The organism is Mycobacterium noviomagense, assembly GCF_010731635.1.
GTDB classification, from domain to species: domain Bacteria; phylum Actinomycetota; class Actinomycetes; order Mycobacteriales; family Mycobacteriaceae; genus Mycobacterium; species Mycobacterium noviomagense.
In genome coordinates this window covers 4,478,631-4,492,254 of sequence record NZ_AP022583.1, presented here as the reverse complement: position 1 = coordinate 4,492,254, position 13,624 = coordinate 4,478,631, and the positions used below count along the sequence as shown (strand labels likewise).

3 protein-coding genes are annotated in these 13,624 nt (G+C 67.4%); 2 read left to right on the top strand and 1 reads right to left on the bottom strand.

Annotation, left to right across the window (positions count from 1 at the left end):
• Nucleotides 1-12: 12 nt before the first annotated feature.
• Nucleotides 13-351, bottom strand: a complete 339-nt coding sequence (gene rbpA, locus G6N15_RS21280; RefSeq protein WP_083087376.1) for an RNA polymerase-binding protein RbpA — start codon at nucleotides 349-351, stop codon at nucleotides 13-15.
• Nucleotides 352-508: 157 nt separating this feature from the next.
• Between rbpA and G6N15_RS21275 the strand changes: the two genes are divergently transcribed.
• Nucleotides 509-841 carry a hypothetical protein gene (locus G6N15_RS21275; protein ID WP_083087375.1) on the top strand — a complete coding sequence of 111 codons (333 nt, stop codon included), beginning with the start codon at nucleotides 509-511 and terminating at the stop codon, nucleotides 839-841.
• Nucleotides 842-1,164: 323 nt separating this feature from the next.
• A complete protein-coding gene (locus G6N15_RS21270; protein WP_163748192.1) occupies nucleotides 1,165-13,611 on the top strand; it encodes a type I polyketide synthase in 12,447 nt (4,148 codons plus the stop codon).
• The last annotated feature ends 13 nt before the right edge of the window (nucleotides 13,612-13,624 follow it).

The following is a 13,624-nucleotide window of genomic DNA, read 5'->3' as shown; positions in this document are numbered from 1 at the left end:
GCTGTCAGGCCGTCAGCTACCGCGACGGCGCTGCCTGATGATTTCCAGCCGCTCCTTGAGCAGCTCGTCGAGCTCCTCGATCGTGCGCCGCTCCAGCAGCATGTCCCAGTGCGTGCGCGGCGGCTTGACCTTCTTCGGCTCCGGCAGGTCGCCCTCGATCAGTACGCCTTCCATACCGTTGCGGCACAGCCAGGTACCGGGGATCTCGGCGTCGTCGGCGAATGGAACCTCGAATTCCTCGCCGTTCTCGGTGCGGTACCGCGCAATCTGGCGTGGCGCCAGGTCATGGTTGCGGTCAGTCTCGTAGCTCACGGCGCCGAGGCGACTACCCCTTAGGACGCGATCAGCCATGGGCTTACTCCTCCGAACTCCTCTGAGCTAATTTCTCTTCGGCTTGACAACGCTCTGACAGGCTCACGCGTTCCCGTGCGCCATTGCCGCCGGGCAACGCGACGCGACCACCCATGATACCGGGATCGCGGTGCGCGCACCGTTACAGTCTTCAGGCGTGACGCGTCGCAGCAGATCCCAGCCGTGCCGCTGGTGTGGTCGTGACGTCGCCGATAGCGGGATGGGCCGGCGGCGACAGTACTGTCGGCAATCTTGTCGTCAACGGGCCTACGAACAGCGGGCCTCGATCAGCGGAGTCAACGCGCTGCCAGCCGATGCGGTGGTGCTGTCGGCCCGAGAGGCCGCCGAGCTGTCCGACCGTGTTTATCAGGTGCGGTGCGCCGCAGAAGACGTCGCCACGGCGCTTGACGAAGGCGCCGAAAAGGCCGAATTGCGCGAGTTGTGCGACGCACTGCTGCAGGCGATCGAGGCGGCCGACGGCTGGCGCTGATCGCGGTTTGCCACCGCTGCCGCGCGAGGTTGACCACGGTGTCCGCTGAGGGCCGATTGCAGGTACAGTCGCGCCATGACGGCTGGGCGGTGCGGTTGGCCGTGTGCCTGGCCGGCGAATCGGGCGGGCGACGCGGTGCGGCGGCACCGCGACGTGTATAAAGCCGGGGGATATCGGGAGTGTTGACAAACCGTGCCGAGGTTGGCCTTGCTGCTCACCAATGACGGTGTGCGGTCGCGGCCCAGGCCGACACCGTTGCGGGCACAGACTCCCGTTGCGCGGTGAGCCCGCTTTCACCGGACAACCAAGCGAGGAATAGCGACATGGCTGATCAGCTCCAGCATGCGACCGAGGCGCTGCGCAAAGCGCTGGTGCAGGTCGAGCGCCTGAAGAGCAAGAACCGCGCGTTGCTGGAACGGTCGAGCGAACCGATCGCGATCGTCGGCATGTCGTGCCGCTTTCCCGGCGGCGTCGATGCACCCGAGGCCCTGTGGGACATGGTGGCCGAAGGCCGCGACGTCATGTCGGAGTTTCCCACTGACCGCGGCTGGGACCTGGACAGCTTGTTCGATCCCGATCCCGATGCGCCGCACAAGTCCTACACCCGCTATGGCGGTTTCGTCGACGACGTCGCGGGTTTCGATGCGGGGTTCTTCGGGGTTTCGCCGGCCGAGGCGTTGGCCACGGACCCACAGCATCGGATGCTGCTGGAGCTGTCGTGGGAAGCGTTGGAGCGGGCGGGAATTGACCCGACCTCGTTGCGGGGCAGCGCCACCGGTGTGTTCGCCGGCATCATCGTGCAGGGCTACGGCATGCTCGCCGAAGAGATCGAGGGCTACCGGCTGACCGGCATGACCTCGAGCGTGGCCACCGGCCGGGTGGCCTACGTGCTCGGGCTGGAAGGCCCCGCGGTTTCGGTCGACACCGCGTGCTCGTCGTCGTTGGTCGCGCTGCATATGGCGGTGCAGTCACTGCGATCCGGCGAATGCGATCTGGCGCTGGCCGGTGGCGCGACGGTGAATGCCACTCCGACGGTCTTCGTGGAGTTCAGCCGGCACCGCGGGCTGGCACCGGATGGCCGCTGTAAGCCCTATGCGGGCGCAGCCGACGGTGTCGGCTGGTCCGAGGGTGGCGCGATGTTGGTGGTGGAGCGGCTTTCTGATGCCCGCCGGTTGGGTCATCCGGTGTTGGCGGTGGTGCGCGGCAGCGCAGTCAATCAAGATGGTGCGTCGAACGGTTTGACTGCCCCCAATGGTCCGTCGCAGCAGCGGGTGGTGCGTGCCGCGTTGGCCAATGCCGGGTTGAGTCCGGCTGACGTTGATGTGGTGGAGGGCCACGGTACCGGCACCACGTTGGGCGATCCGATTGAGGCGCAAGCCCTTTTGGCGACGTACGGGCAAAACCGTTCGGAGCCACTCTGGTTGGGCTCGATCAAGTCGAACATGGGTCACACTCAGGCCGCCGCGGGCGTGGCGGGTGTGATCAAGATGGTGCAGGCGATGCGCCACGAGCTGTTGCCGGCGACGTTGCATGTCGATGTGCCCAGCCCACATGTAGATTGGTCGGCGGGGTCGGTGGCGTTGCTGACTGAACCGCGGCCCTGGCCCGCTGAGGACAGGATGCGCCGGGCAGGGGTGTCGTCGTTCGGGATCAGCGGCACCAATGCGCACGTGATCATCGAGGCCGCTCCTGCTGCTGAGCCGCGCCAGAACGCACCGAAGCCGGCGGTGGTGCCGTGGGTGGTGTCGGCGAAGACCGCCTCGGGGCTGGCCAAGCAGGCGGCCCGGCTATCGCAGCACCTCGCCGCACATCCGGAATTGGACCCGGCCGATGTCGGGTGGTCGTTGGCGGGCCGTTCGGCCTTCGAGCATCGGGCGGTGGTGCTCGGTGCCGACGGTGAGCAGTTGCGTGCCGGGCTGGCGGAACTGGCCGAAGACAACCCGGGTACTGCAGTGGTGCAGGGCGGCGTGCGGCCAGCGGGCAAGGCGGTGTTCGTCTTCCCGGGCCAAGGCTCCCAATGGCTCGGCATGGGCGTCGAATTGCTCGACACCGCACCGGTTTTCGCACAGACGATCAACGAATGCGCGCAGGCCTTCTCGGAATTCGTCGACTGGTCGCTGATCGACGTGCTGCGCGGTGCTCCCCGGGCCCCGGGCCTGGACCGCGTGGACGTCGTGCAGCCGGCACTGTTCGCGGTGATGGTGTCGCTGGCCGAACTGTGGCGCTCGATCGGCGTGCGCCCCGACGCGGTGATCGGCCACTCCCAAGGAGAGATCGCGGCCGCCTACGTCGCCGGCGCGCTGTCGCTGCGTGACGCGGCTCGTGTGGTCACGCTGCGCAGCAAGCTGCTCAGGGAACTGGCTGGCCATGGCGGGATGGTGTCGCTGGCATGCGATGTGGAGCGGGCGCGAGAGCTGTTGTCTGCGTTCGCCGATCGGATCAGCATCGCCGCTGTCAACGGGCGCTCGGCGGTCGTGGTGTCCGGCGAAGTCGCGGCACTCGAGCAGCTGATGCAGCAGTGCACCGATAACGACATCCGAGCACGTCGCATCGACGTGGACTACGCGTCGCATTCCGTTGACGTGGAGGCGATTCGCGACCAGCTCGCCGCTGCGCTCTCCGGCATCGAGCCCCGTTCCTCGCGCGCCGCGTTCTTTTCTACGGTCACCGGCGGCCTCATCGACACCGCCGGCCTCGACGCCGACTACTGGTATCGCAACATCCGCCAGACGGTCGAATTCGATCAGGCGATCCGCAGCGCCTGCGAGCGCGGCTACCGGACGTTCATCGAATCGAGCCCCCATCCCGCGTTGATCGCCGGCATCGAAGACACCTTCAACCACTGCGTCGGCGGCAATGGCGAGCCGATCGTCGTGCCCACCTTGGGTCGCGAAGACGGCGGCCTGCAGCGGTTCCTCACGTCGGCCGCCCAGGCGTTCGTGTCCGGTGTCGCAGTGGACTGGCGGACGCTGCTGCCCGGGGCCGGTTTCGTCGAGTTGCCGACGTATGCCTTTGAGCGGCGGCGGTTCTGGCTTTCCGGTGTCGGTGCCGATGCCGCCGGACTGGGACTGGCCGCCAGCGAGCACCCGTTGTTGGGCGCGGTGGTGGAGTTGCCGGACTCTGGCGGTGTGGTGTTGACCGGTCGGCTCTCGCCGTCGTCCCAGTCGTGGCTGCTCGACCATGCCCTGTCGGGCGTCGTGTTGTTCCCCGGCACCGGGTTTGTGGAGTTGGCGATCCGCGCCGGCGATGAAGTGGGCTGTTCGGTTGTCGACGAGTTGACGCTGCGGACGCCGCTGATGGTGCCGGCTTCGGGATCGGTGAGCGTTCAAGTCGTGGTCGGCGCGGTCGATGAATCGGGCCAGCGGACTGTGTCGGTGTATTCCCGGCCCGACGCCGACGCCGCGTGGGTCTGCCACGCCGAGGGGGCGTTGCGGTCGGGTTCCGTTGAGCCAGCAGCCGATCTGGCGGCCTGGCCCCCGCCAGGGGCCACCGCGGTCGACATCACCGACGGGTACGAGCGGGTGGCGGCACGCGGTTACGGATACGGTCCCGCGTTTCGCGGCCTGACCGCAATGTGGCGCCGGGGCGACGAGGTGTTCGCCGAAGTGACACTTCCGGAAGCCGCCGGCGGTGTCAGCGGATTCGGTGTTCACCCGGCGTTGCTGGATGCGGCGCTGCATGCGCTCGTGGTTGCAGACCATGGCGACGAAGTAGCCCTGCCGTTTTCGTGGCAAGGCGTGACACTGCATGCGGCCGGAGCCGCGGCGGTGCGGGCCCGACTCGCGCCCGCCGGTCCGTCAGCAGTGTCGATCGAACTGGCCGACGGTCTGGGTTTGCCGGTGTTGTCGGTCGCGACGATGGTGGCCCGCCCGGTCACCGGTGAGCAGTTGATGGCGGCCGCTTCCGGGTCAGGCGCGGACCGACTCTTCGACGTGGTGTGGTCACCGGCCTCTGCGGCTGGCGCCGAAGCGACGCCGCCGCACGAGGTATTCGAGTCGCTGCCCGCCGATGCGCCGGCAGGCGTCTACGAGCGCACCCACCAGGCGCTGGCCGCGGTGCAGGCGTGGCTGAGCGAGCGCGACTCCGGGACGCTGGTCGTTGTCACCCGCGGCGCGGTGTCGGTGGCGGGCGAAGACGTCAGCGATTTGGCCGGGGCCGCGGTGTGGGGATTGGTGCGCTCGGCGCAAACCGAGCACCCGGGCCGGTTGGTGCTCGCCGACGTCGACGCTCCTCTCGACGACGCCGCGATGGCAGCGATCCTTGGGGCCGGCGAACCGCAAGTCTGCCTGCGTGCGGAACACGCCTACATTCCGCGGGTGCACGCCAGTGCAGCCGTCGACGGCGTCTTGGTGCCGCCGGCGGATCGGCCGTGGCGGCTGGGTCTCACCAGCGCCGGCACGTTCGAAAACCTCACTCTGGAGCCGGTTCCCAACGCCGACGCTCCGCTAGAGCCCGGCCAGGTGCGGGTCGCTATCCGGGCGATCGGCACCAACTTCCGCGACGTGATGATCACCCTGGGCATGTTCACCCATGACGCGCTGCTGGGCGGTGAAGCCGCCGGTGTGGTCGTCGAAGTCGGCCCTGGGGTAACCGAATTCGCAGTGGGCGATCGAGTGATGGGGTTCTTCCCTGACGGCAGCGGCACGGTGGTCGGCGGCGACACTCGGCTGCTGCTACCCATGCCGGCCGACTGGTCCTACGCCGAAGCCGCCGGCATATCAGCCGTTTTCACCACCGCCTACTACGCGTTCCTTCACCTCGCCAATGTGCAGCCCGGGCAGCGGGTGTTGATCCATGCGGCCACCGGTGGCGTGGGGATGGCCGCGGTGCAGTTGGCGCGCTATCTCGGATTGGAGATCTTCGCCACCGCCAGCCGCGGCAAGTGGAAGACCTTGCGCGCTATGGGCTTCGACGACGACCACATCAGCGACTCGCGCAGTCTGGAGTTCGAGGAGAAGTTCCGGGCGGTCACCGGTGGGCGTGGCATGGATGTCGTGCTCGATTCGCTGGCCGGCGAGTTCGTCGACGCCTCACTGCGACTGGTCGCACCTGGCGGAGTCTTTTTGGAGATGGGCAAGACCGACATCCGCGACCCCGGCGTGGTCGCCGAACACTACCCGGGCGTGCGCTACCGCGCCTTCGACCTGTTCGAGCCTGGCCGTAACCGCATGCACCAGTACATGCTGGAACTGGCAAAGCTGTTCGACGACGGCATATTACGGCCGCTGCCCGTCACCACCTTCGACATTCGTCGGGCGCCTGCGGCGTTGCGGCATTTGAGTCAGGCGCGGCACATCGGCAAGGTGGTGCTGACCATGCCTGATGGGTGGGCGGCCGGCACGGTGTTGATCACCGGTGGTACCGGGATGGCGGGTTCGGCGCTGGCCCGGCATGTGGTGACCCGCCATGGGGTGCGACATCTGGTGTTGCTCAGCCGTCGCGGCGCCGACGCTCCGGGGGCCGATGAGCTGGTCAGTGAACTCCGCGACGCTGGTGCCCAGGTGTCGGTGGTGGCCTGTGATGCGGCCGATCGGGAGGCGCTGGCCAAGGTGATTTCCGATGTCCCGGTGCAGCATCCGTTGACCGGGGTGATTCATGCCGCCGGTGTGCTCGATGACGCGGTGGTCACCTCGTTGACGACGGATCGGGTCGATGTGGTGTTGCGGGCCAAGGTGGATGCGGCGTGGAATCTGCATGAGCTGACTCGTGACTTGAATGTGTCGGCGTTTGTGATGTTTTCGTCGATGGCCGGGTTGGTGGGTTCGTCTGGTCAGGCCAACTATGCGGCGGCGAACTCGTTCTTGGATGCCTTGGCGGTGCATCGGCGGGCCAACGGCTTGCCGGCGATCTCGCTGGGCTGGGGCCTGTGGGAACAGGCCAGCGAAATGACCGGCACACTCGATGATGCCGATCGGGCGCGGCTGGGCCGAAGCGGTGTCTTGGCCCTCTTGTCCGACGAGGCGTTGCGGCTGTTCGATAGCGCGCTCATTGTCGACGAGCCGTTCCTGTTGCCGGCCCGCATCGACCTGACCGCACTACGCGCCAGCGGTGATGCCGTACCACCGATGTTCACCGAACTGGTCAGCGCGCCGGGTCGCCGCCAAGTCGACGACTCGCTCGTGGCTGCAAAGTCGAAATCGGCTCTGGCGCACCGGCTCCACGGCCTGCCGGAAGACCAGCAGCACACCATCCTGCTCGATCTGCTGCGCTCTCACATCGCCACCGTGCTGGGCAACACCACTCCGGAAGCGGTTGACCCCGACAAGGCGTTCCAAGACCTCGGCTTCGACTCGCTGACCGCCGTGGAACTGCGCAACCGGCTCAAAGCCGCTACCGGGCTGGCGCTGTCGCCGACTCTGATCTTCGACTACCCGACACCCAGCGGACTGGCCACCTACATCCGCACCGAACTCGCAGGCGTGCCACAGGAAATCAAACACGTGCCAGCGGCGCGTGCCACCGGCGACGATCCCATTGCCATCATCGGCATGGCGTGCCGTTTCCCCGGGGGAGTCGATTCCCCGGACGACTTGTGGCAGATGGTGGCCGAGGGCCGCGACGTGCTCACCGAATTTCCCGCCGACCGCGGCTGGGACCTGGCTGGCCTGTTCAACCCCGACCCCGATGTGCCCGGCGCGTGCTACACCCGAACCGGCGGCTTCGTCGACGGCGTCGCCGATTTCGACCCGGCATTCTTCGGGGTGGCGCCGTCCGAAGCGCTGGCCATGGACCCACAACAACGCATGTTCCTCGAACTGTCGTGGGAAGCATTGGAGCGGGCCGGAATTGACCCCACCTCATTGCGAGGCAGCGCCACCGGTGTTTTCGCCGGCGTAATGACTCAGGGCTACGGCATGTTCGCCGCGGAGCCGGTCGAAGGGTTCCGATTGACCGGCCAACTTTCCAGCGTTGCCTCAGGCCGGGTGGCCTACGTGCTGGGATTAGAAGGCCCTGCAATGTCGGTGGACACCGCGTGCTCATCGTCGCTAGTGACGCTGCATATGGCGGTGCAGTCGCTGCGTTCGGGCGAATGCGACCTGGCGCTGGCCGGCGGGGTAACCATCAACGCCACACCTGACATCTTCGTTGAGTTCAGCCGCTGGCGCGGACTCTCGCCCGACGGCCGCTGCAAGGCCTTCGCCGGGGCCGCCGACGGCACCGGATTCTCCGAGGGTGGCGGCATGTTGGTGGTCGAGCGGCTCTCGGATGCGCAGCGCTTGGGTCATCGGGTGTTGGCGGTGGTGCGCGGCAGCGCGGTGAACCAGGACGGCGCCTCGAACGGGTTGACCGCGCCCAATGGTCCGTCGCAGCAGCGGGTGGTGCGTGCGGCATTGGCGAATGCCGGGTTGAGTCCGGCCGACGTCGATGTGGTCGAAGGCCACGGCACCGGCACCACGTTGGGCGATCCCATTGAAGCGCAAGCCCTTTTGGCGACCTACGGGCAAGATAGGGCGGAGCCCGGAAAACCTTTGTGGTTGGGCTCGATCAAGTCGAATATGGGTCACACTCAGGCCGCCGCGGGGGTGGCGGGTGTGATCAAGATGGTGCAGGCGATGCGCCATCAACTCCTACCGGCCACACTGCATGTCGATGTGCCCACCCCACATGTGGATTGGTCGGCGGGGTCGGTGGCGTTGTTGACTGAGCCGCGGCCCTGGCCGGCCGAGGGCAAGCCGCGCCGGGCAGGGGTGTCGTCCTTCGGGATCAGCGGCACCAATGCGCATGTGATCATCGAGGCCGCTCCGCCGGTTGAGGTGCCGGTCGAGGACCGGCCTAAGCCAGCACTCGTGCCATGGGTGGTGTCGGCCAAAACCGCGTCGGGGCTATCGAAGCAGGCGGCCCGGCTGAGCCAGCACCTCGCCGCACATCCCGAGGTGGATCCGGCCGACGTCGGATGGTCGTTGGCGGGTCGTTCGATGTTTGAACATCGGGCGGTGGTGCTGGGTACCGACGGTGAGCAGTTGGTCGCCGGCCTGGGGGAGCTGGCCGAGGGCAACCAGGCCGGCGCCCTGGTGCAGGGCAGCGTGCGACCGGCGGGCAAGACCGTGTTCGTGTTCCCCGGACAAGGCTCCCAATGGCTCGGCATGGGCATGGGACTGCACGCGGCCTACCCCGTGTTCGCTGAAGTGTTCAACACCGTGGTGGCCGAGCTGGACCGGCACCTGTTGCGGCCGCTGCGCGAAGTCATGTGGGGGCACGACGAAAACCTCGTCAAATCAACAGAATTCGCCCAGCCAGCGTTGTTCGCGGTAGAAGTCGCGCTGTTCCGGCTGTTGGAATCCTGGGGCATAAAGCCTGATTACGTGATGGGCCACTCGGTGGGGGAGCTGACCGCCGCCCATGTTGCCGGAGTACTCTCGCTGGAGAACGCAGCGGTATTGGTCGTCGCCCGCGGCCGGTTCATGCAAGCCCTGCCCGCTGGCGGCGCGATGGTGGCAGTGCAGGCCACCGAAGACGAAGTGCTGCCGCTGTTGAGCGCCGGCCTGGGTATCGCCGCTGTCAACGGTCCACGTTCGGTGGTGGTCTCGGGCGCCGAAGAGGCTGTTACCGCCGTCGCGGAACACCTGCGCGAGCAGGGCCGCCGGGTCCACCGGCTCGCGGTCTCGCACGCCTTCCATTCGCCGTTGATGGAACCGATGATCGACGAGTTCCGCACCGTCGCTGCCGGACTCGCCGTCGGACAGCCCACCATCCCGATCATTTCGAATCTCACCGGCGAGTTGGCGGGTGAGGATTTCGGGTCGCCGCACTACTGGGCACGGCACATCCGGGAAGCGGTCCGCTACGCGGACAGCGTTCGCTTCGCACACTCGGCGGGGGCCAACCGTTTCCTCGAGGTAGGACCCGGGGGTGGCTTGACGGCCTCCATCGAGGAGTCACTCCCAGATGCCGAGCTCGTCTGTCTGCCGATGCTGCGCAAAGACCGCCCGGAACCGGCGAGCCTGACCAACGCGGTGGCCCAGGCGTTCGTATCCGGTCTGAGCGTGGACTGGCGCGCCATGCTGCCCGGCGGGAGGTTTGTCGAGTTGCCGACGTATGCCTTTGAGCGGCGGCGCTTTTGGCTGTCCAGTGACGGGGCAGCGGCCGACGCTGCGGGCCTGGGGCTTTCGGCCAGCGACCACCCGCTGTTGGGTGCGGTCGTGGAATTGCCCACCTCGGGCGGGGTGGTCTTAACGGGTCGGCTCTCGGCGTCCTCGCAAGGGTGGTTGGCCGATCACGCCGTCGAAGGTGTGGTGATCTTCCCCGGAGCCGGTTTCGTGGAGCTGGTGATCCGCGCCGGCGACCAAGTCGGCTGCGGCGTCGTCGAGGAACTGATGCTGGCGGCGCCGTTGGTGGTGCCGGCGACAGGCTCGGTTGCCGTCCAGGTGGTCGTCGGCGGTGCCGACCAGTCGGGTTCCCGTGGGGTATCGGTGTTTTCACGTGCCGATACCGGTTCGGGCTGGGTACTGCATGCCGAAGGCACCCTGCACGCAGGAACAGCGGAGCCCGGCAGCGAGTTGTCGGCGTGGCCGCCGCCCGGTGCTGCTCCGGTGGATCTGGCTGATTGCTATGAGCGCTTGTCGGCACGCGGGTATGGCTACGGGCCGGCATTTCAGGGACTGACTGCGGTGTGGCGCCGCGGCGACGAGGTATTCGCCGAAGTGACTTTGCCGGCGGACGCGGGAGTGTCACCGGCAGGGTTCGGGGTTCACCCGGCGATCTTGGATGCGGCGTTGCATGCACTGCTTGTGGCAGGTGAAGCCGACGGCGTCGACGGCGGGGTCTTGGTGCCGTTCTCCTGGCAGCGCGTGTGCTTGCATGCGGCCGGCGCGTCAGCGGTTCGGGCGCGGATCGTGCCGATGGGGCCGTCGTCGGTGTCGATCGAGCTCAGCGACGGGCTGGGTTTGCCGGTGTTATCGGTGGGCGCGATGGTCGCCCGGCCGGTCACCGGTGAACAGTTGCGAGCGGCGCTGTCGGGCTCGGGTCCGGACCGCCTGTTCGAGGTGGACTGGTCACCGCATCCTTCGGTGTCGCCGGCACCCGTCTCCTGGGCGCACTGGGGCGCCGCCGAAACCGCAGAACCACTTGAATCTGCACCTGCTGCATATGTTTTCGAGTCGGAGCCAGTGAAGGGGTTGGCCGGGGTCTATGCGGCAACGCATGCGGCCCTGGCGGTGGTGCAGTCCTGGCTGGCCCGCGACGGTGCCAGCATGCTGGTGGTGGTCACCCGCGGCGCGATCGCATTGCCGGGGGAGGCGATCACGGATTTGGCCGGGGCTGCCGTGTGGGGTTTGGTGCGGTCGGCTCAGACCGAACATCCGGGCCGGTTGGTGCTGGCCGACGTTGACGGGTCGATCGACGACGCCGCGGTGGCAGCGATCCTGGCCGCCGGTGAGCCGCAGCTCTGCCTGCGCGATGGTGTGGTTCAAATTCCGCGGGTGCACGGCAGCCGGGCCGTCGACGGTTTGTTGGTGCCGCCGACCGATCGGCCGTGGCGGCTGGGACTTACCAGCGCCGGCACTTTCGACAACGTGACACTCGAACCGATTCCGGACGCCGACACTCCGCTGCAGCCGGGCCAGGTGCGGGTCGCGACGCAGGCCATCGCCGCCAACTTCCGGGACGTGATGATCACCCTGGGGCTCTACCCCGACGACGACGCGGTCATGGGCATCGAAGCCGCCGGCGTGGTTGTGGAAAGCGCCTCCCGCGAAGGGCGTTTCGCGGTTGGCGACCGAGTGATGGGTCTCTTCCCGGAAGGCACCGGCACGCTGGCGGTCACCGACGAGCGGCTGCTGACGAAAGTCCCTGCGGGATGGTCGTACGCCGACGCCGCCACCGTCTCCGTCGTGTTCGCCACCGCGTACTACGCGTTGTCGCGGCTGGCTGACGTCCAGCCCGGGCAGCGGGTGTTGATCCATGCCGCCACCGGTGGGGTGGGGATGGCCGCGGTGCAGTTGGCGCGGCATTGGGGGCTGGAGATCTTCGCCACCGCCAGCCGCGGCAAGTGGGACACGTTGCGCGCCTTAGGCTTCGACGACGACCATATCGCCGACTCGCGCAGTCTGGAGTTCGAGGAGAAGTTCCGGGCGGTCACCGGTGGGCGTGGCATGGATGTCGTGCTCGATTCGCTGGCCGGCGAGTTCGTCGACGCCTCACTGCGACTGGTCGCACCTGGCGGAGTCTTTCTGGAGATGGGCAAGACCGACATCCGCGACCCCGGCGTGGTGGCCCAACACTACCCGGGCGTGCGCTACCGCGCCTTCGACCTGTTCGAGGCCGGCGCCGACGGCATTCAGCGGATCCTCACCGAGTTGACCGGGATGTTCGACGCCTTGGTGCTGAATCCGTTGCCGGTGACGACGTTCGACATTCGTCGGGCGCCTGCGGCGTTGCGGCATTTGAGTCAGGCGCGGCACATCGGCAAGGTGGTGCTGACCATGCCTGATGGGTGGGCGGCCGGCACGGTGTTGATCACCGGTGGTACCGGGATGGCGGGTTCGGCGCTGGCCCGGCATGTGGTGACCCGCCATGGGGTGCGACATCTGGTGTTGCTCAGCCGTCGCGGCGCCGACGCTCCGGGGGCCGATGAGCTGGTCAGTGAACTCCGCGACGCTGGTGCCCAGGTGTCGGTGGTGGCCTGTGATGCGGCCGATCGGGAGGCGCTGGCCAAGGTGATTTCCGATGTCCCGGTGCAGCATCCGTTGACCGGGGTGATTCATGCCGCCGGTGTGCTCGATGACGCGGTGGTCACCTCGTTGACGACGGATCGGGTCGATGTGGTGTTGCGGGCCAAGGTGGATGCGGCGTGGAATCTGCATGAGCTGACTCGTGACTTGAATGTGTCGGCGTTTGTGATGTTTTCGTCGATGGCCGGGTTGGTGGGTTCGTCTGGTCAGGCCAACTATGCGGCGGCGAACTCGTTCTTGGATGCCTTGGCGGTGCATCGGCGGGCCAACGGCTTGCCGGCGATCTCGCTGGGCTGGGGCCTGTGGAATCAGGCCAGCGCGATGACCGGCGAACTCGGCGACGTCGACTTCGCCCGGTTCGCCCGCGACGGGATCGTGGCGATGTCCTCCGAGGAAGCTCTGCAACTGCTCGACACCGCGCTCATCGTCGACAAGCCGTTCCTGTTGCCGGCCCGCATCGACCTGACCGCGCTGAAGGCGAAATTCGACGGAGGCACGCTTCCCCCGATGTTCGTCGACCTCATCAACGCGCCCGCCCGCCGCCAGGTCGACGACTCGCTGGCCGCCGCCAAATCGAAATCTGCTCTGCTCCAACGGCTCGAGGGCTTGCCCGAAGACGAGCAGCACACCATCTTGCTGGATCTGGTGCGGTCCAACATCGCCACCGTGCTGGGCAACACCACCCCGGAGGCCATCGACCCCAACCGCGCCTTCCAAGAGCTCGGCTTCGATTCGCTGACCGCGGTCGAAATGCGCAACCGGCTCAAAGCCGCTACCGGGCTGGCGCTGTCGCCAACGCTGATCTTCGACTACCCCAACTCGGCCGCGCTGGCCGGCTACTTTCGCCAGGAGCTGCTTGGCGAGGCCCAGCCAGAGGCGCAGGCGCCCGCTCCCGGGGAAGCCGAAATCCAGCGCGTGGTGGCCTCCATTCCGGTCAAACGTCTACGGCAGGCCGGAGTGCTGGACCTGTTGCTGTCGCTGGCCAACGAAACCAACGGCGCCGCAACCTCGGACGCGCCGGAAGAGACCAGCACGAAAGACATCGCCGAGATGGACCTCGACGATCTGGTCAACGCGGCGTTGCTCAACGACGACGAGTAGGCAATGCGACCGA

Coding starts and splice junctions, on each gene's coding strand:
- rbpA (WP_083087376.1), bottom strand. CDS start 351: ATGGCTGATCGCGTCCTAAGGGGTAGTCGCCTCGGCGCCGTGAGCTAC.
- G6N15_RS21270 (WP_163748192.1), top strand. CDS start 1,165: ATGGCTGATCAGCTCCAGCATGCGACCGAGGCGCTGCGCAAAGCGCTG.